The organism is Flavobacterium sp. W21_SRS_FM6, assembly GCF_052119645.1.
Lineage (GTDB): Bacteria > Pseudomonadota > Gammaproteobacteria > Enterobacterales > Alteromonadaceae > Paraglaciecola.
This window is the reverse complement of sequence record NZ_JBGQOM010000006.1, coordinates 55,743-73,932: the sequence shown is the minus strand read 5'-3', so window position 1 is coordinate 73,932 and position 18,190 is coordinate 55,743. Positions and strand designations below refer to the sequence as shown.

Annotated in this window: 19 protein-coding genes; 6 read left to right on the top strand and 13 right to left on the bottom strand. The window is 43.2% G+C overall.

All coding sequences use genetic code 11. The features are described 5' to 3' along the window. Positions 1-64 precede the first annotated feature (64 nt). Both ACEN2L_RS11600 and ACEN2L_RS11595 read left to right on the top strand, forming a co-directional pair. On the top strand, positions 65-418 hold the full coding sequence (locus tag ACEN2L_RS11600) for a DoxX family protein (RefSeq protein ID WP_306021103.1): 354 nt from the start codon (positions 65-67) through the stop codon (positions 416-418). A gap of 1 nt (position 419) precedes the next feature. Beyond that, positions 420-1,208 carry a DODA-type extradiol aromatic ring-opening family dioxygenase gene (locus ACEN2L_RS11595; protein ID WP_441743886.1) on the top strand — a complete coding sequence of 263 codons (789 nt, stop codon included), beginning with the start codon at positions 420-422 and terminating at the stop codon, positions 1,206-1,208. A gap of 69 nt (positions 1,209-1,277) precedes the next feature. Here ACEN2L_RS11595 and hemB read toward each other — a convergent pair whose 3' ends face one another. Genes hemB through tatA form a run of 7 tightly spaced genes read right to left on the bottom strand, consistent with a single transcriptional unit; the run spans position 1,278 to position 6,797 of the window. After that, complete coding sequence (hemB, locus tag ACEN2L_RS11590) at positions 1,278-2,273, bottom strand: porphobilinogen synthase (RefSeq protein ID WP_441743884.1); 996 nt, start codon at positions 2,271-2,273, stop codon at positions 1,278-1,280. Positions 2,274-2,282: 9 nt separating this feature from the next. Next, on the bottom strand, positions 2,283-4,184 hold the full coding sequence (locus ACEN2L_RS11585; protein WP_441743883.1) for a sensor domain-containing diguanylate cyclase: 1,902 nt from the start codon (positions 4,182-4,184) through the stop codon (positions 2,283-2,285). 10 nt (positions 4,185-4,194) lie between these two features. Next, positions 4,195-4,986, bottom strand: coding sequence for a TatD family hydrolase (locus tag ACEN2L_RS11580; RefSeq protein WP_441743881.1), 792 nt, complete (start codon positions 4,984-4,986; stop codon positions 4,195-4,197). A 2-nt stretch (positions 4,987-4,988) separates the two neighbouring features. Continuing rightward, the gene (locus tag ACEN2L_RS11575; RefSeq protein ID WP_441743879.1) at positions 4,989-5,489 is read right to left on the bottom strand and encodes a hypothetical protein; all 501 of its coding nucleotides are present in this window, start codon (positions 5,487-5,489) and stop codon (positions 4,989-4,991) included. A 1-nt stretch (position 5,490) separates the two neighbouring features. Beyond that, complete coding sequence (gene tatC / locus ACEN2L_RS11570) at positions 5,491-6,237, bottom strand: twin-arginine translocase subunit TatC (RefSeq protein ID WP_306021109.1); 747 nt, start codon at positions 6,235-6,237, stop codon at positions 5,491-5,493. A gap of 6 nt (positions 6,238-6,243) precedes the next feature. Then, on the bottom strand, positions 6,244-6,543 hold the full coding sequence (tatB, locus tag ACEN2L_RS11565) for a Sec-independent protein translocase protein TatB (RefSeq protein ID WP_306021110.1): 300 nt from the start codon (positions 6,541-6,543) through the stop codon (positions 6,244-6,246). After that, a complete protein-coding gene (tatA, locus tag ACEN2L_RS11560; RefSeq protein ID WP_441743877.1) occupies positions 6,543-6,797 on the bottom strand; it encodes a twin-arginine translocase TatA/TatE family subunit in 255 nt (84 codons plus the stop codon). The genes tatB and tatA overlap by 1 nt, the downstream gene beginning before the upstream one ends. Positions 6,798-6,940: 143 nt before the next feature. Here tatA and ACEN2L_RS11555 point away from each other — a divergent pair, with 143 nt between their 5' ends. Then, positions 6,941-7,861 carry a hypothetical protein gene (locus ACEN2L_RS11555; protein ID WP_441743875.1) on the top strand — a complete coding sequence of 307 codons (921 nt, stop codon included), beginning with the start codon at positions 6,941-6,943 and terminating at the stop codon, positions 7,859-7,861. Here ACEN2L_RS11555 and ubiB read toward each other — a convergent pair. The 4 genes from ubiB to ACEN2L_RS11535 form a co-directional block, all read right to left on the bottom strand. After that, on the bottom strand, positions 7,858-9,483 hold the full coding sequence (gene ubiB, locus ACEN2L_RS11550; protein ID WP_441743873.1) for a ubiquinone biosynthesis regulatory protein kinase UbiB: 1,626 nt from the start codon (positions 9,481-9,483) through the stop codon (positions 7,858-7,860). The two genes, ACEN2L_RS11555 and ubiB, sit on opposite strands and share 4 nt — an antisense overlap. Before the next feature lie 7 nt (positions 9,484-9,490). Then, entirely contained in the window at positions 9,491-10,117 is a 627-nt protein-coding gene (locus tag ACEN2L_RS11545) for a ubiquinone biosynthesis accessory factor UbiJ (protein ID WP_441743872.1), read from the bottom strand. Further along, positions 10,117-10,899, bottom strand: a complete 783-nt coding sequence (gene ubiE / locus ACEN2L_RS11540) for a bifunctional demethylmenaquinone methyltransferase/2-methoxy-6-polyprenyl-1,4-benzoquinol methylase UbiE (RefSeq protein WP_441743870.1) — start codon at positions 10,897-10,899, stop codon at positions 10,117-10,119. The genes ACEN2L_RS11545 and ubiE overlap by 1 nt, the downstream gene beginning before the upstream one ends. A gap of 202 nt (positions 10,900-11,101) precedes the next feature. Continuing rightward, positions 11,102-11,482, bottom strand: coding sequence for a VOC family protein (locus ACEN2L_RS11535; RefSeq protein ID WP_441743868.1), 381 nt, complete (start codon positions 11,480-11,482; stop codon positions 11,102-11,104). A gap of 218 nt (positions 11,483-11,700) precedes the next feature. Between ACEN2L_RS11535 and ACEN2L_RS11530 the strand changes: the two genes are divergently transcribed. Both ACEN2L_RS11530 and ACEN2L_RS11525 read left to right on the top strand, forming a co-directional pair. Further along, entirely contained in the window at positions 11,701-12,219 is a 519-nt protein-coding gene (locus ACEN2L_RS11530; RefSeq protein WP_306021117.1) for a PepSY domain-containing protein, read from the top strand. A gap of 102 nt (positions 12,220-12,321) precedes the next feature. Continuing rightward, on the top strand, positions 12,322-13,287 hold the full coding sequence (locus ACEN2L_RS11525) for an SMP-30/gluconolactonase/LRE family protein (protein WP_441743866.1): 966 nt from the start codon (positions 12,322-12,324) through the stop codon (positions 13,285-13,287). 248 nt (positions 13,288-13,535) lie between these two features. Here the strand turns inward: ACEN2L_RS11525 and ACEN2L_RS11520 are convergent, their stop codons facing one another. Together ACEN2L_RS11520 and prlC are read right to left on the bottom strand one after the other, a co-directional pair. Beyond that, a complete protein-coding gene (locus ACEN2L_RS11520) occupies positions 13,536-14,225 on the bottom strand; it encodes a DNA-3-methyladenine glycosylase I (protein ID WP_441743865.1) in 690 nt (229 codons plus the stop codon). Between the two features lie 190 nt (positions 14,226-14,415). Further along, on the bottom strand, positions 14,416-16,467 hold the full coding sequence (gene prlC / locus ACEN2L_RS11515; RefSeq protein WP_441743863.1) for an oligopeptidase A: 2,052 nt from the start codon (positions 16,465-16,467) through the stop codon (positions 14,416-14,418). Between the two features lie 200 nt (positions 16,468-16,667). On the opposite strand from prlC, the gene gorA reads away from it, so the two are divergent. Continuing rightward, complete coding sequence (gorA, locus tag ACEN2L_RS11510) at positions 16,668-18,038, top strand: glutathione-disulfide reductase (RefSeq protein WP_306021120.1); 1,371 nt, start codon at positions 16,668-16,670, stop codon at positions 18,036-18,038. Positions 18,039-18,190 lie beyond the last annotated feature (152 nt).

Below are 18,190 nucleotides of genomic sequence, written 5' to 3'. Positions count from 1 at the left end.
CTTGGTCGATAAGGCTGTACCCAAACTTTTTTTAAAAACAGATTCAATCGTTAGGAAATTAATTATGAGTAAAGCAAAAAAAATCACCTTATGGGTTTTGTTAGGCCTTAGCACTCTTGCCTTTTTAGCCGCAGGATTAGGAAAGTTAGCCGGCGTTGAAGAATTACATAAATCATTTGCCTTAATGGGCTTGCCCGTTTGGTTTGGTTATTTTATTGGTGCAAGTGAATTAGCCGGTGCAATTGGCTTATGGTTACGAAAACTGAGTGTTTATGCAGCATCTGGCTTGATTATCATTATGCTAGGCGCCACCTACTTTCACGTTGCTTATGAAAGCGTTGCAAACGCAGTGCCTGCGATAATTTTGATCGCCTTACTAGGTGGCATCATTGCTCTACGTAAGCAACAAGCTGCCTAAGATGAGTCACTCATTTGAGCTAATGCCTGTTTTGTACCTACCTCACGGAGCAGGGCCGATGCCTCTGCTCGGTGAACCAGGGCATGCAAACTTGGTGACGTTTTTGCGTGACATACCACAGCGGATACCAGTACCTAAAGCCATTATAATGATCAGTGCTCACTGGGAAAGTAACGATGTCCGTATTTCGTCATCCTCCGCTCCGGACATGATGTATGACTATGGTGGATTTCCGCCAGAAACGTATGAATATCGGTATGACGCTCCCGGTAATCCTGAGCTGGCACAGACTATCAGTAGGCTGTTAGCGAACAAAGGCATCGCTAGTCAACTGGATGAACACAGAGGCTTTGACCACGGCACATTTGTACCGCTTATGCTGATGTATCCGCTAGCGAACGTTCCAGTGGTGCAAGTCTCTTTATTGAAATCTTTCGACCCCGCTAAACATATAAAGTTAGGTGAAGCCCTTGCCCCATTGCGTGAACAAGGCATCTTAATCGTCGGGTCTGGTATGTCGTTTCATGGTAGAGCGGCGTCAAAACAACACAGTATCGTGTTTGACGAATGGCTAACCAGCACCTTATTGTTACGGCCTGTAGAGCAAACTTCGCAGCGCCTGCTTAATTGGGAAGCGGCCCCAGCGGCGAGATACTGTCATGCTCGTGAAGAACATCTTATGCCTTTGCATGTATGCTTTGGCGCCGCAAAAAAGCATAGTACTAGCGCTGAAAAAGTATTTTCAGGTTGGCTATTTGATCGTCAGATTTCTGCGTTTTTGTGGCACTAATATCTGTTGGTATAAACCAAGCCATCACCTAATAACTAGCAATGTGGTGACTTGGTTTAAGTTTAAGGATTAAGCTTTAAGAAGGGTGGCTGCCTGTTTGGCAAAATAAGTTAAAATCCCGTCGGCTCCGGCACGTTTAAAAGCTAAAAGAGACTCCAAAATCACCTCGTCTTCTTTAAGCCAACCATTAGCAAATGCCGCTTTATGCATGGCATATTCCCCACTGACTTGGTACGCAAAGGTAGGCACCTTAAATTCTGATTTGCAGCGGCGCACAATATCCAAATATGGCATACCGGGCTTAACCATCACCATGTCAGCCCCTTCCTGAATATCTAAGGCAATTTCACGCATCGCCTCATCAGAATTAGCGGGATCCATCTGGTAGTTCTTTTTATTGCCCCCTTTAATGTTACCTGCCGAGCCAACAGCATCTCTAAAGGGTCCATAGTAGCTTGAAGCATACTTGGCCGAATAAGCCATGATACAGGTATTAATATAACCGTGGGTTTCCAGTGCTTGACGAATAGCCCCAATCCGGCCGTCCATCATATCTGAAGGGGCCACAATATCCGCACCCGCTTCAGCATGCGACAAGGCTTGCTTGACCAATATCTCAATGGTGGTGTCGTTTAATACATAAGCATTGTCATCGATAATGCCGTCTTGACCATGGATGGTAAACGGATCAAGAGCAACGTCTGTAATCACTGCAATCTCTGGCACAGCCTTTTTCAGCGCTCGTACTGCTTTTTGTGCTAAACCCTGCGGATTAAAAGCTTCACTGGCACACAAGGTTTTTAATTCAGCTGGGGTGACGGGAAAGAGCGCTAGCGCAGGAATACCCAATTGCACTAATTCTTTTGCCTCTTCTATAAGCAAATCAATCGTCACGCGCTCAATTCCGGGCATAGACGGGATTGCTTCACGCTGATTTGTGCCTTCAATAACAAACATCGGATATATTAAGTCTTGCGCGCTTAATATATTTTCTGCCATCAGTTGGCGAGTATAATGATGCTGTCTAAGTCGACGCATTCGGGTCGAAGGAAAATGTTCTGCCATGATTGTGTCCTATAGGTATTCATCATTAGCATCTAAAAAGATGCCTTTAACGTTATTGCGGCCTGCCTTTTTAGCTGAATAAAGCTGCTGATCAGCCGCGGCTAAAAGGGTGTCTTCAGCATCTTGCGGATTAACTACTGCCGTGGCAATTCCCGCACTAATAGTCAAACTTATATTCTGACCATCAAATTGGATTATCTGTTTTTCAATTTTTTCTCTTACTTGCTCAACCAGAGCAGTCGCACCAGCTAGTTCAGTACTGGGTAAGATCAGCACGAATTCTTCGCCACCGTAACGGCATAAATCATCACTGGGCCTTTTTAAAGCGCCTTTAAGCATGCGAGCAACGGCTATTATGCATTCATCACCGGCCAAATGGCCGTATTTATCATTAACGCTCTTAAAATGATCGATGTCTAACATGACAATAGATAATTGCGTTCGCTCGCGGCGACTACGGCGAGTTTCTGCGATGTATTTTTTATCAAAGTAGCTGCGATTACGCACACCTGTTAACGCGTCTAAGGTATTTTTCTCTTGCAGCTCACGGTTAATCTCAGATAACTCTCGTAAGGCAATTTCAAGTTCCAGCGTGCGCTCTTGAACCTTGTACTCCAGTTCTTCTTGGGTGTTTTCTTGTAAAGCCAGCATGCTTTCTTGGGTTTGTTTTTCTTCTATCGTCTTTGCCAGTAACTCATCTTGAGTTTGTTGCAAGGCTAGTCTTTGTTGGTTGTTATTAATGGCCAACACCAGCGCTAATAACAACGTTTCAATGGCGGCTCCAAGCACCATTAGGTAGTCAGACGGCAGGTCAAATTTAGCGATATTTAAATTATCTAAACAGATGATAAACCCGGCAAAAAATAATACGCTCCACGCCAAAGTGTAGACCCCAGCCAAACTCACACCTTTTGTCCATAGCCAAATACCTACGCCATAAATTAGCGCGCCACTGGCCAACAGCATGAACAAAAAGCCACTATTTAATAGGGGTAAGGGCACAAATAAGCTGAGCAACACTGATAAAAAATACAACAGTGCTAATAGGCGTAATAAACGGCTTAATTTCAGGCTATAGCGTTTAACATCAAGCAATAAATCACAAAAAATAATAGAAAAAGCCACAGTTAAATTGGCAAAAATAGGCAAAGCATGTTGTTGAAACCACGGTGAGTTTGGCCATAGATGTTTATAGCCAAGACCATGTAAAGCCGCTAAAGACAAAGCCAAAAAGAAAACATATCCAGAATAAGCTGCAAAAACACCGAGTTTAGTGGTAGCAAAATTAAATAAACTGCTAATGCCCATTGCTAACATAAAGCCAAAAAACAGCCCCATAACAATATTGTATTCGCTCGCAAAACTCAGGTAGCTGGCTTGTGGCCATACATCAACTGACATACGTAAGGCCCCCGTTGTTTCTACGCGTATGTAAACGGTAATAAGCTGCTTAGCTTGGGGGACAGGAAAGATAAAACGCTCATTTTCGATGGGTCGTTGGTTAAAAGGTAAGCGATCACCACTATGATATTCAGCTAATACAAGACCGTTATCTTCGAACCAGACTGAAACGTTATCCAGCAATGGATAACCCACCTCCAGTAACCATGTTCGCTGCACATCTATCTGCGGTAAGGTCAATTTAAACCAATGAGGTGAAGCGGCCATTCCGAAAGAATAATTTCCTTGAGAGTCACTTTGCCACACTTGGCCGCGCTGCTTAATAATGGAATCTAAGGTAAATTGACTGTGATCATCAACAATATATTCGATACCTGTTACCCGGCTATAAACGGAACTTGTTGAAGCTTGAATGCTGGGATAAATAAAACCCATGATCACACAAAACAGTGCTACCACAACAAATAGCCAGTTGTTGGTTATTTTTATCTGTAGTGGGGCTGATTGCATGGTGGTAGCCTTATAAGGCCATACTGAACAAAGTATGGCTATTTATAATACTCTGGCTTTTTATCGCCTCAATCTCCACACCCATCAATTGCGCGACTTGCTCGGCGATAAATGGTAAGTAGGCAGGCTCGTTACTTCCACCGTCTATTTTACGATTGTTTGGCAAGCCTTTAGGACGCAAATACGGACTGTCTGTTTCTAACAATAAACGGTCTAATGGCAAGGTTTTAACTGCCGCTTGTAAGTCGAGTCCACGCTTGGTGTCACATACCCAACCTGTTATGCCGATATATAAATCCAGATCTAAATAGGCCTGCATTTGCGCGGTGTTGCCAGTAAAACAATGCGCGACTCCACCAACGAGTTGAGGGCGATAGTGTTGTAATAATCGGATTTGTTCATCAAACGCATCACGTTCATGTAAAAAGACGGGCTTTTTACTCTGCACCGCAAGTTCCAGTTGTTGTTCAAATATCCTGAGTTGGTCAGCCTTGGTGGAAAAATTTCGATTAAAATCAAGACCACACTCACCTATGGCTTTGACGCACTCATGAGTGGCTAAGTGTTGCAGTTGCTGCATAACATCAGCACTAACGTCACTGGCATAGTGGGGGTGAACACCAGCAGTACAGTAAAGGTTCTGCGGATATTTAGAGCACCATTCGATAGCCTGGTTACTCTTTAGTACATTGGTTCCAGTAAGAATCAACTTACTTACTTGCGCTTCAAACGAACGCTGCACTACATCATCAAATGCTAATGGTTTTTCGGTGATGTTAACGCCTACGTCGACCCAGCCCATCGTTACGAAATTCGCTTCACACGTATTCTTTTATTTATACCCTCTTTACCTAAGAAAAACGAACCTAGCGCTCCCCTTTCAAGATAAATTTTATCCCCTTCTTTGATTCTAAAAATTTGGGAGTCTGATTGTTGCCAAACTTGACCATTTTCTAACTGTAAAATAAGCTTTTTACGCAAGTCGGTTTTAAGTTTGCTGATCGTAGAATATAACTTTTCATCAAGCTCTTGCTCTGCGGCTATTTTCTGCTCTAGACCGAAGTTTTTTACTCTTTCGTCAGTGCGGCTCTGTGCTTCTACTTGCTTAACCGAAGCAGACTCAGTTAGCGCCTCTACTGGCCGAGGGTTCTCTACCGGCGTTGCCGGTTTTGCGATATTGTCATAACAGACCAAGCGTTTTGTAGCATCATTAATAATACGACAATCAGCCAACTGCTTATCAAGTGTTTGACTCAAAGCGCCTGCACTTACAAGCAAAAACAAGGCATAGATTGTTCGTTTCATATCACACTTCCTCTTCTTCGTCCGTCTCGGCTTCTGCGTTTTTGGTGTAAAAACCACCAACAATCACACCGAATTCAAACAGTATCCACATAGGTACCGCTAACAAGGTTTGTGAAATAATATCTGGCGGCGTTAACAACATCCCCATCACAAAAACACCAACGATGACATAGGGGCGTTTTGCTCTTAATGACGCTGGTGTTGTCATGCCTGTCCAGCACATCAGTACAATGGCTACCGGGATTTCAAATGACAAACCAAAGGCAAAAAACATCTTTAATACAAAATCAAGGTAACTGGTGATATCGGTATTATTCACCACGCCTTCCGGAACAACACTGGTGAAAAAAGCAAACACCAGCGGAAAGACCACATAGTAAGCAAATGCCATACCGGCATAAAAAAGTAAGGTACTCGAAAGCAATAGCGGTGCAACGAGTCGTTTTTCATTTTTATATAACCCAGGCGCCACAAAACCCCAAATTTGATACAGCACCATTGGTATGGCGATAAAAAACGACAATACGATAGTTAACTTGAAGGGGGCAAAAAATGATGAGGCCACGTCGGTTGCAATCATTTGGGCATTTGCGGGTAACACGTCTTGCAAAGGTGTCGCTAACCAGTGATAGAGATCATTGGCAAAATAAACAAGACACAAAAAAACGATAAACACACTGGCTACCGCTTTGAGCACTCGACTTCTTAGCTCAATTAAATGAGCAATCAAGCTATTGGGTTCAGCCATCTTGGATTACTCTTTTGAATAGGGTTTTTGTACGGACTTCGCCGCATTTCGCAGTTCATCTACCGACTCTTGTAACTGAGGTGATAAATTTTGCATATTTTGCTCTTCAGCCTTCTTCAAATTTTCATGCAATTCTTGAATTTTGAATTGCTGTTCAACTTCTTGCCGAAAGCCGTTGGCCATACCCTTAATTGAGCGAACCGTTCTGAGTGTTGAACGAATCGCGCCAGGGAGTTTTTCGGGCCCAAGTACGACAAGGGCCACAACACTAATAACAACCAGCTCAAAAAAGCCAATATCAAACATTACTTATGCTCTTTTTGTGCACTTTTTTGGGTTTGAGTTGTATCAGCAGCGACTTTAGATTTGTCTTCCACTTTTTCTTTTGATGGAAAATCGGCATCATCGTTGTCGTCTTTATCATCATCACTGACCGCTTTTTTGAAGCCCTTTACCGCAGAGCCTAGATCACCGCCCAAACTGCGCAATTTTTTAGTGCCAAATAAAAGGACAATGATGCCCAAAATAATCAATAATTGCGGAACACTAATTCCAAACATAAGTCACTCCTAATTCACTTGGAACCTATTATACGTAGCATTATCAAAACGTCACTGGATTTGATGTTTAATAATATTTCTAAACGTTAATAAAAAAATAAGATAGTCTAAAGAAGCGCTTACGATACAGGATCAGTAACAAAGTGAAACCGTTAATCACGTTTTTCCCGCTTTTTGTAATTACATTTTTTTGTAAACCTTGCTTGGGCGATGAGCAAGAAAAGCCATGGCTGGACGCCTTACATGAAAACATATCAGAATCAGTTAATGAGTCAGCCTTGTGGTTTGATGAGTTTTTTATGATTGACCAAAATAGCTTATCTGAAAAAGCCTTGGGAGAGGCAAGAATACAACTAGGCTGGAACCCACGTAGTCGCGAATTAAACCAATTCGAGAACCGTTTTAAAATACGTTACAAGTTACCCAATTTAAAAAATCGGGTGGACTTGGTCTTATCAGATTACGATGACGAACAGCCAGATAACCTGCTACAAAACACCAGAATAGACAGCCGTAATGAGCAAAACCGTTTTAATTTAGCCTTACAATGGAAAGCCAAACCCGACAGTGGTCTGTCGCATCGCATCGGTATTGGCCGTCGTTTACAACCCTTTGTTAAAAGTCGTTATCGCATTGTGGCAGGCATAGGAACACAGGCTGACATTCGTTTAGAAAGCTCCGTTTACTACTACAGTAGTGATGGTTTTGGCGCTGAGTTTTCAGGGCGATACAGTTATGTTATTAACCCGGCTTCAATGTTTCGCTTTAATAATCATTTTTACTTTCGGGATGAGACCAATGACTGGCTGTGGCAGCACAGTTGGCAGCACTTAGTACAACTTGACGAAAAAAATGCCCTAATTTGTGGTTTGTATATTGAAGGGCTGAGTCAGCCGAGTTACCACTTAAATGAATATCTAGCCAGTTCACGTTGGCGTGTTAATGCCTTACGAGACTGGCTATTTTTTGAAGTTGAGCCTTACATTACATGGCGTAAAGACGAAGCTTTTTCAGCGTCTTATGGCATTGGTTTACGAGTAGCAGGCTACTTTGGCCAAAGCTAATCGATACGGGTATTAAGCGCAATAAACCAGCTAACAAGCCCTGCCATTGCAGGCGCTGCACACCACCACCAATGGTCTTGATAAAGGGGCACGATGGCACTAACGATAAACATCGTAGCGCCAATCAATAAGTACTGTATGCGCTTAGTTTGCTGACGTTGCCGAGCTTGTAATATTTCAAAATGTTGCCTTTGTTGCTCTGGCAATTTTTTAACCTGCTTTAAAGTGTCATAAATTAAATCAGGCATTTCAGGTAGCTTTTCAGACCAATAAGGCAAGTTCGCTTTAATTTTACTGTACATGGCTTTGACGCCAATTTGCTCTCTCATCCAATTTTCAAGGAAGGGTTTAGCGGTTTTCCATAAATCTAACTCAGGATACAGTTGCCGGCCTAAACCTTCGATGTAGAGCAAGGTTTTTTGCAGCAAGACCAATTGTGGCTGGATCACCATATTGAAGCGCCGCGCAGTATTGAACAGTTGCAACAGCACGTTGCTAAATTCAATTTCAGCCAACGGCTTTTGAAAAATAGGTTCACATACACGGCGAATTGATGCTTCAAAATCATCGATATCAGTATTCGATGGCACCCAACCTGAATCGACATGCAGCTGAGCCACTTTTCGATAATTGCGATTAAAAAAGGCAATAAAGTTTTCAGCCAAATAGCGTTTATCTTCGCTGTTTAAGGTGCCGACTATGCCAAAATCAATGGTGATATATTGCGGGTCATCAGGATTTAAAGGCGAAACAAAGATATTGCCCGGGTGCATATCCGCATGAAAAAAACTGTCACGAAATACTTGGGTAAAAAATACTTCCACCCCGCGCTCGGCTAGCTTTTTCATATTGGTATTGCGAGCGTTCAATTGAGCAATATCAGAAATGGGCGTGCCGTAAATTCGCTCCATCACCATCACATTTTTATGGCTGTAGTCACTATAAATAGTAGGCACGTACAAGGCTTCTGAGCCTTCAAAATTACGTTTAAATTGGATGCCATTGGCCGCTTCATGGCTTAAATCAAGTTCATCGATTATGGTGCGCTTATATTCTTCAACGACTTCTACTGGGCGCAAACGTTTACCGTCAGGCAGCAAATTTTGTAAGGCAGCCGCCACCGTGCGCATCAGCTCAATATCAGATTCAATGGTGCGCTTAATGTCAGGGCGTATCACTTTGATTACCACTTCGTTACCGGCCAAAGTGGCAGTATGAACTTGGGCTATAGACGCCGACGCTAAAGGCTTAGGATCGAAATCAGTAAACAAATCCGTGATTTGCTGCAAACCAAGAGATTTTAAAATAATTTGCTCAGCGACAGCACTATCAAAAGGCGCCACTTTGTCTTGCAAAATACTTAATTCACTGGCGATGTCTACGGAGAGTAGATCTTTGCGAGTAGACAGCATTTGACCAAATTTAATAAACACCGGACCTAGGGTTTGCAGCGCTAAACGAATTCTTACGCCCTGAGATTTTTCAGGGTGCTTATTGCGTAACCAAAAAAAGCCGTAACGCCCTAATTTGGCATACCAAGGCAGCCAACTGGGTGGAATAAGTTCATCTAAACCGTGTTGTAGAAGCACCTTGTTGATATGGTATAAACGTAAAATTCGCATTGCAGAATTATGCCTTGTGTGCTTTTTCAAGAATTGCCAATCTGGCCGCTAAACGGTCGGTGGCGCTGCGCAACTTAACCACATCTTCACTAAATTGATCGAGGGTCTGTTGATTAATGCCCACAGCCCCTTCTTTGGTTAAACGCTCTGCCCAAATTTCACGACTTTGCTGAATAAAATCCTGACTTTGCAACATGACTGATTTAGCGCTGTGGAAAGTTTGATGGGCAAACACATCATTGGTCACTCTTGCTAATTGTTCTTCCCAATCAATATCCAGTTCTTTTATAAGGTTGCTAAAGCTCTGGGCCACATAAATATCGCCAATGAGAATCAATTTTTGTTGTTGAATAAGCGCCGATAATTGGCTGCTGTCTTGTAACAACGGTAACGTCTCAAGGTTCAGCTCAATTAAACAATCTGGACGGGCACTTTCGCTGCCTTCTGATACAACTACACCCAAACTGATTTCATCAGAAAAGTGGAAAATGAGAGGCCAAGGTAATTCACGTACTCGCACCTGTAGATTGCGCCCTTTAAGCTTTCGCAATTTAGCGGCGCTGTCAGGGTCAAGTTGCAGTAATTTATTCAGGGCACGCTCTAGACCCGAGCTGACTAACTGGGCAAAAGGCATTAAAACTTAAACCCTCGGTGCAAGGCAACAATGCCTCCGGTCAGATTTTGGTAAGTGGTTTGCTCGAAACCCACCGCTTCCATCATGCTTTTTAGCACCTCTTGCTCGGGGTGCATGCGAATGGATTCAGCCAAATACTGATAACTATCTGCATCGTTGGCCACCAATTGTCCAATTTTAGGCAACAAATGAAATGAATACGCATCGTACGCTTTATTCAACAGCTCGTTGGTCGGTTTAGAAAATTCTAGTACTAATAAACGTCCGCCAGGCTTGATAACACGGTACATTGACGCCAAAGCCTTATCTTTGTCGGTGACATTACGTAAGCCAAAGGCGATAGTAATAATATCAAAGGTATTGTCTGGAAAAGGCAATTCTTCGGCATTAGCTTGTACATAATCAACGTTACCTACCACCCCTAAATCGCGCAGTTTATCGCGACCTACCTTGAGCATTGCATCGTTTATATCCGCCAAGACAATCTGTCCCGACTCGCCTACAATACGTGAGAACTTGGCCGTTAAGTCACCGGTTCCACCCGCTAAATCAAGCACTTTGTGACCGGCGCGTACACCGCTGCAATCAATGGTGTAACGTTTCCATAAACGGTGAATGCCCATAGACATTAGATCATTCATGATGTCATATTTAGCCGCAACCGACTGAAATACGTCTTTTACCATGTTCACTTTTTGGGTTTTATCAACCGTCTTAAAACCAAAGTGAGTTTGTTCTTGATTGTTTTGTTCAGTTGCTTGTGGGTTATTACTCACGATCATGACTTTTCCTTCCTAAACGAGAGGCTAGTTTACCCAAATTGCGAGTCAGTCAACAGTGAAGAATGAAATTTGTCGGAAAGAGATTAACTGGGGCTGATACGTCAACCGCCGAAGCATAGAAAAATCAAAATTGAAATAAAACCAGCAGTGTCACACAAGCAGCAGGGAAACAGACATTGCTTCCCCTTTGGGGCTTACTATCTTAAACCACGCGGTGTAAAGCACATACTTTGTTGCCTGAAGGATCGCGTAAATAAGCAAGGTACAACTGACGCCCACCACCACTGCGTATACCGGGAGGATCTTCACAGCTCACACCGCCGTTTTCTAAACCTGCTTTATACCAAGCATCAGCTAATTCTGTTGAGCTTGCGGCAAATCCGATCGTACTGCCATTACCATGGCAGGCTGCTTCGCCGTTAATCGGTTTACTCAGGGCAAAAATACCTGCTTCAGTAAAATAGAAACAACGGCCCTTATCGTCAATTACACCAGGTTTATGGCCCAAGGCACCTAAAATAGCGTCATAAAACACTTTTGATTCGGCAACATCATTTGCACCGATCATGACATGACTAAACATTCTGCAACTCCTATTAAATAACTATCTCGGTCGACATCAAACCACTGAGTAGAGCGCTGACCAAATCATCTTTATTACTGCTAAACAATAAGTGAAACAAATACACTGACATATATTATTCCTATAACGATGATAGAGCGGGTGGAAAGGTCATCGATTCCCCCCCTAAATTACGCTAACCTAGCGCTATCATTAATTTGTAAAAAACACTATTCACTATGGCATCCCCTAAAACTCATAATACTTTTCGTCAACTGCATCGTTGGTTGGGCTTTTTTCTTGCAGGCATCATGATGGTTTACGCTAGCAGCGGTGTACTACTTATCTTTAGAAACACGGATACGCTCAAATACGATCAACAAGAAATAAAGCAACTTGCAGTCAATTTGAACGCTGATGCCTTAGCAAGTGAACTACGCTTACGAAATTTTAGTGTCACGGGCCAAGAAGACGGCATTATCCGTTTTAATCAAGGCAGTTATGATCGCAATTCAGGCATCGCCACCCTGCAACTTAAAGACTACCCACCGGTTATCAAACATCTGGTTAAACTGCACAAAGCGACCACCAACAGCCCGCTTTATTGGCTCAATATTAGTTTTGGTGTAACCCTACTCTTTTTTGTTATCTCGGCATTTTTAATGTTTATGCCCCGCAGCAGTTTGTTTAAAAATGGCCTTAAAATCGCAGGTGCAGGGTTTATTTTTGCCATCCTAGTTGTGATATTTGGTTCGTAAGGGTCTTTTTTTCTTATAAATTGCACTAGTTTTGCAAAACCGTTGCGAACTAGTGCAAAACACTTAAGCTTAAGAAATCGTTTTCTTAAGACATGTAAATCCATGAAATCAATCTACTCCTGTTTTGTTGCCAGTCTTGTGCTGTGCGCTTGCCAACCTAGCTCCGCTCTTGATGCATCAATGGCTAGCCCTTTACCTCTTTTTTGTCATGACGCAGGCTCAGGTACGGTCAATTCGCACAGCGCCGTTAATCTGGTAGCTGATAATTTTGTCTTTCTCGAAGGCCCGGTTTGGATTGAGTCACTCAATAGTTTTTTATTTTCTGAAATGGACTTTAACGGACCGCAAGACAAGGGCCCCCGGTCTGTGATTCATCGCCTAAGCTTGCCAAACAAAATAGAGGTATTTATTGATAATGCCGGCAGTAATGGCCTTGCTACCGATGGTAAAGACCTATTAGCAACCACCCACGATGATCAGGGTTTAACTCGTTACAGTCTACCCAACAAAGCGCGAACTGAAGTGCTCGATAGCTATCAAGGTAAGCAGTTTAATTCACCCAACGATTTAGCTATTTCTGCTCAAGGAGATATTTATTTTAGTGATCCTGATTGGCAACTAGGCAGCAGAGAAAATCAAACGGGCATGACAGGGGTATATCACCTCAACGGCAAAGGTGAGGTTGCCGTAGTCGATGGAAGTTTGCAAAAACCCAATGGTGTCACGCTTTCTATCGACCAACATGTTCTGTATGTAGGTGATGTTGATGGTAAAATTGGTCGCTACACTATCGAGGGCGATGGGAGCACTGGGCAGCGAGACGAATTTGCTAAGGTCGACGGTCCCGACGGCATGGGCATGGATTGCGCAGGTAATTTGTATGTTACCAGTCATGCTGCAGGGCAATTACATGTCATTTCTCCACAAGGACAATCGTTAGCTGTCATCGATGTTGCGCCGCAACTAACCAATATTGCCTTTGGCGGCCCCGATCATAAAACCATACTGCTAACTGCCGGTGGCAAACTGTTCACCATCGACAGCCCAATTGCCGGCCTGCCTTATTAATTGCAGCGCTGCACTTGGTCTTTGTCGAACCACCATTAGGCGCAAGAGCCTCGATGGCTAAACGTCCATTTTAGGAGTAAAGGGCTGCAATCATTATTCGGCCCTGGCCTACGACTCTAGCCAATGCATATTATCAATCGCTAAATCAATACTCTACGCCCTATCGCGCTATATAGGCTTTGTTTTAAAAGCGATGTTATTGGCAACGAATGCCAATTAAATTCGCCTCGCCTTATGGTAGCGCATAGCTAAGCGTAATTATCTCCCACACTATTAGCGATGATAATACTGATTTCTTGTAAAGAACGACCGCTTTGTTGCTGTAGTTCGTTAAAGCTATCCTGAATAGCGTTAAGGCTTCCTTTGGTTTGTAAACCGCCCGAAATCACATCTCGCTGACGAAAATACATTTCAATATCTCTGGTAAGTAAAAACGTATCTTTACCCAAAGCGCGCAAGGCATAAGGCCCTGTATTTCCACCTAAGCGTGCACCGCTTTTTTTCAAAAAATGCCATAAACCAATGATGTCATTGGTGGGCCACTTGGCAATGAACTTTGCAAAACTGCCGTGTTCACGTCTGATACTGTCTATCATCAAGGCATTTTCACGTATTGTTTTTACCTTGGAAAAGTTACGGATAATGGCAGGGTCTTGCGCCTTGGACTCCAGCATTTCATCAGGCATCATTAACAACTTGTCAATGTCGAACTGCCAAAACACTCGTTCAAAATCAGGCCATTTGTTGCGCACAACGCGCCATACAAACCCTGACTGAAACACTTTTTTAGTCAATTCAGCTAAAAAACGGTCATCCCCTACTTTAGCCAGTTGGCTGTCACTCAGCGGTTTACTCAAGAGGCTATCAAGCACCTTTGGGCCGCCTTTGCGCTCGCATGCTCGTTGATAAATCGCCTGAAACTTTTCTAATTTTTGCATATGTCCAACAATATTTTTAGCTTTTAACAAGCACGCTATTTTTAGCTTAAATAATAGGTTAGTTCTTTTTACTAAGTGGTTGGCCTTGCAACAAAGCCGTCAAGTTCCCCCCCCTGAGTGTATTTTTCATGCTCGATTGGGGTGAGTGAACGCAGACAATGCAGTTGCAAGGTCAAGTATGACGCGTAAATTAGGCAGCTATCCCACTATGACGCAACAAAGCATCCACTTCTGGCTCACGGCCTCGAAAGGCCACAAACAATTCCATCGGCTCTTTACTGCCACCCATTTCTAAAATGTGTGTTAAAAAGTCACGGCCCGTTTTCGGATTAAAAATACCTTCTTCTTCAAAGCGGCTAAAGGCATCGGACGATAGTACTTCGGCCCACTTATAGCTGTAATAACCTGCAGCGTAGCCACCAGCAAAAATATGTCCAAAACTATTTTGAAAACGATTAAAGCTTGGTGGAATATTCACTGCAACTTGTGAACGTACCTTGTTTAATAGGTCTTGTACCGGCGTTTGCTCAGCATCAATAAATTGCTCATGCAAATTAAAATCGAACAAACTAAATTCTAATTGACGCACCATTTGCATGGCCGATTGAAAATTCCGCGCCGCTAACATGTTATCGAGCAACAATTGCGGTAAAGGCTCACCGCTTTCAAAATGCCCCGATATAAAATTTAAGGCTTCTGGCTGCCAACACCAGTTTTCTAAAAACTGACTAGGCAATTCAACGGCATCCCAGGCAACACCACTGATACCTGATACACCGCCCACTTCAACTTTTGTCAGCATGTGGTGAATGCCGTGACCAAATTCATGGAACAAGGTCACCACTTCATCATGAGTAAATAGGGCAGGTTTACCCCCTACCGGACCTGAAAAATTACAGGTTAAATATGCTACCGGTGCTTGTAATTCGCCGTTGGCTTTAATGCGACGGGTTTGACACACATCCATCCACGCGCCACCGCGTTTTTTTGCTCTGGCGTATAAATCTAAGTAAAAGCTACCGCGCAGCTCGCCTTCACTGTCAGTAATTGAATAAAAACTGACATCAGGGTGCCACGTATTAATATCTTGCTGCTCAGTTATGGTCAATCCATATAAGCGAGATACCACTTCAAACAAGCCTTTTAGTACTGTTGGTTTAGGGAAGTACGGACGTAATTGTTCATCAGAAATTTTATAGGTTTGTTCTTTAAGTTTTTCGCTGTAATACGCAATGTCCCACGCTTGTAGGTCGCTTGCGCCAAACAATTCTTGTGCGTACGCACGCAGTTCCGCCATATCTTGCTGAGCTTGAGGTTGAGAACGCTTGGCTAAGTCGAGCAAAAAGCCGTTAACTTGTTCAGTTGAATTAGCCATTTTGCTGGCCAAGGAATAGTCTGCGTAGTTGGCAAAATCCAGTAGTCTGGCCTCTTCTTGGCGCAGCGCTAAGGTTTCATTGATAATATCGGTGTTATCCCACTGCCCAGCATTGGGGCCCTGCTCAGATGCACGTGTGCTATAGGCTCGGTACATTTCTTCACGTAAATCACGGTTATCCGCGTAGGTCATTACTGGTAAATAGCTAGGGATATCCAGGGTAAATAACCAGCCGTCTAATTCTTTTTGTTCAGCGGCTTGCGCGGCGGCAGCTAAGGCTGACTCGGGTAAACCTGCTAACATACTTTCATCAGTAATGTGCTTGTGCCAACCGAGCGTGGCGTCCATCACATTGTTACTAAAGGTTGAGCCTAAATCCGATAAGCGACTTTGAATTTCTGCGTAACGTTGCTTTTTCTGGCCGTCAAGGGCTACACCAGAGAGCTTAAAATCACGGATAGCATGCTCAATCACTTTTTGCTGAGCTTGTGACAACTGACCAAATTCAGCACTTTGCTGAATTTGCACATAAGCATTGTACAAATCAGTGTTTTGCCCCACCCAAGTAGAAAACTCAGACAAGGCTGGCAAGCAACCATCGTGGGCTTCACGTAAGTCATCATTACTTACAACAGAGTTCATGTGAGATACCGGTGACCACATTAGGCTCAATTGGTCATCTACTTCTTCAAGAGGAGCAACTAAGTTATCCCACGTAAATGTTGTTTGGGTGAGCAGTTCGTTAATTTTAGCTTTGCAGTTTTCTATTCCCTGCATGATGGCCGGTTGAATGTGCTCAGGCTTAATTTCAGAAAAACGGGGTAAGCCAGATAAATCTCGTAAGGGATTGCGTGTTTGTTCAGTCATAGTGGGCTCTTATTCAGTCCTAGTGGCTTAGAAGTTGGGATAATACGGTGAAAACTCAAGGTATGAAGCAAAATTCACTTGCTGCCAACCCACTGCTCCAATGAAAGCGATTAGCTTGATTGATTAATTACACTATTATTTTTACGCCAAGACCATTATCTTGGACACAGATTTTTAGATCACTTTATAAGGTAAAAACAATGACAACTCAGGCAGACAATCAAACAACCGATTTTGACTATATTTGTATCGGCGGTGGTAGCGGTGGTATCGCATCGGCAAATCGCGCCTCTAAGTACGGTCAACGGGTCGCTATCATTGAAGCCAAAGCCATTGGTGGTACCTGTGTGAATGTAGGTTGTGTACCCAAAAAAGCCATGTGGTACGGAGCACAAGTCGCTGAAGCGATTAATCTTTACGCTCCTGATTATGGCTTTGATATTACCGTGAATAATTTTGACTGGAAAACACTGGTAGCAAGTCGCGAAGCCTATATCAAACGCATACACGGCTCTTACGATCGCGTATTAGGCAATAATAATGTTACCGTTATTAACGGCTTTGCCACCTTCGTTAATAAAAATACCGTTGAAGTGAATGGTAAACATTACACGGCAAAACACATCTTAATTGCTACCGGTGGTCGTCCTAATATTGATGATGTACCTGGAGCAGAGCATGGCATTACCTCTGACGGCTTTTTTGCTTTAGAAGAACAACCCAAGCGCGTAGTGGTAGCAGGCGCAGGTTATATTGCTGTTGAGCTTGCAGGCGTATTACATAGTTTGGGTAGCGAAACCCATTTGGTTGTACGTAAAAACTCGCCCTTACGTAACTTCGATATGATGATTTCAGAAACCTTAGTCGACATCATGAAAGAAGAAGGCCCCACCCTGCATACGCACAAAGTCATTCAAGAAATTATCAAAAATGATGATGGCAGCTTAACCGTGATTTTATCTGATGGCGAAGTCATCGAAACTGACTGCTTCATCTGGGCCATTGGTCGTAGCCCTGCAAACGACAAAATAGGCTTAGATAAGATCGGCGTTGAGCTCGATGAAAAAGGGTATATCAAGGTCGATAAATTTCAAAATACCAGCGTTAAAAATATTTATGCGGTTGGTGATAACATTGGCAAAATCGAATTAACGCCGGTGGCCGTCAAAGCAGGTCGCTTATTGTCAGAACGTTTATTTAATGGCAAAACCGATGCCCACATGGATTATGAGTTGATCCCAACGGTGGTATTTAGTCACCCGCCAATTGGCACTATTGGTTTGACTGAATTAGAAGCCATTGAAAAATATGGTGAAGATAATATCGAAGTGTTCAATTCAAGCTTTGCAGCTATGTACACCGCCGTTACGTCTCACCGTCAAGTCACCAAAATGAAACTGGTGTGCGCTGGCAAAGAGAAAAAAGTGGTGGGCCTACACGGTATTGGCTTTGCGATGGACGAAATTATTCAAGGATTTGGCGTGGCCATGAAAATGGGCGCAACTAAAGCTGATTTTGATGCTTGCGTCGCCATTCACCCCACCTCTTCTGAAGAATTTGTGACCATGTAAATTATATCAAGCCCGCGTCGATGCGGGCTTTTTTGATTAACAACTCAAGCGGTGTTCTTCTTAAATGAGTGTCTGATCTTGTTGCTTAATTGACTTTTCATTACGTTGCTATCACAGTTGCAATCCTAGGGGCAGGAAACCTTCTTCGTACA

Coding starts and splice junctions, on each gene's coding strand:
- ACEN2L_RS11585 (WP_441743883.1), bottom strand. CDS start 4,184: ATGCAATCAGCCCCACTACAGATAAAAATAACCAACAACTGGCTATTT.
- gorA (WP_306021120.1), top strand. CDS start 16,668: ATGACAACTCAGGCAGACAATCAAACAACCGATTTTGACTATATTTGT.
- tatA (WP_441743877.1), bottom strand. CDS start 6,797: ATGTTTGGAATTAGTGTTCCGCAATTATTGATTATTTTGGGCATCATT.
- ACEN2L_RS11600 (WP_306021103.1), top strand. CDS start 65: ATGAGTAAAGCAAAAAAAATCACCTTATGGGTTTTGTTAGGCCTTAGC.
- ubiE (WP_441743870.1), bottom strand. CDS start 10,899: ATGATCGTGAGTAATAACCCACAAGCAACTGAACAAAACAATCAAGAA.
- ACEN2L_RS11545 (WP_441743872.1), bottom strand. CDS start 10,117: ATGCCTTTTGCCCAGTTAGTCAGCTCGGGTCTAGAGCGTGCCCTGAAT.
- prlC (WP_441743863.1), bottom strand. CDS start 16,467: ATGACTGAACAAACACGCAATCCCTTACGAGATTTATCTGGCTTACCC.
- tatB (WP_306021110.1), bottom strand. CDS start 6,543: ATGTTTGATATTGGCTTTTTTGAGCTGGTTGTTATTAGTGTTGTGGCC.
- ACEN2L_RS11595 (WP_441743886.1), top strand. CDS start 420: ATGAGTCACTCATTTGAGCTAATGCCTGTTTTGTACCTACCTCACGGA.
- ubiB (WP_441743873.1), bottom strand. CDS start 9,483: ATGCGAATTTTACGTTTATACCATATCAACAAGGTGCTTCTACAACAC.
- hemB (WP_441743884.1), bottom strand. CDS start 2,273: ATGGCAGAACATTTTCCTTCGACCCGAATGCGTCGACTTAGACAGCAT.
- ACEN2L_RS11530 (WP_306021117.1), top strand. CDS start 11,701: ATGGCATCCCCTAAAACTCATAATACTTTTCGTCAACTGCATCGTTGG.
- ACEN2L_RS11520 (WP_441743865.1), bottom strand. CDS start 14,225: ATGCAAAAATTAGAAAAGTTTCAGGCGATTTATCAACGAGCATGCGAG.
- tatC (WP_306021109.1), bottom strand. CDS start 6,237: ATGGCTGAACCCAATAGCTTGATTGCTCATTTAATTGAGCTAAGAAGT.
- ACEN2L_RS11575 (WP_441743879.1), bottom strand. CDS start 5,489: ATGAAACGAACAATCTATGCCTTGTTTTTGCTTGTAAGTGCAGGCGCT.
- ACEN2L_RS11525 (WP_441743866.1), top strand. CDS start 12,322: ATGAAATCAATCTACTCCTGTTTTGTTGCCAGTCTTGTGCTGTGCGCT.
- ACEN2L_RS11535 (WP_441743868.1), bottom strand. CDS start 11,482: ATGTTTAGTCATGTCATGATCGGTGCAAATGATGTTGCCGAATCAAAA.
- ACEN2L_RS11580 (WP_441743881.1), bottom strand. CDS start 4,986: ATGGGCTGGGTCGACGTAGGCGTTAACATCACCGAAAAACCATTAGCA.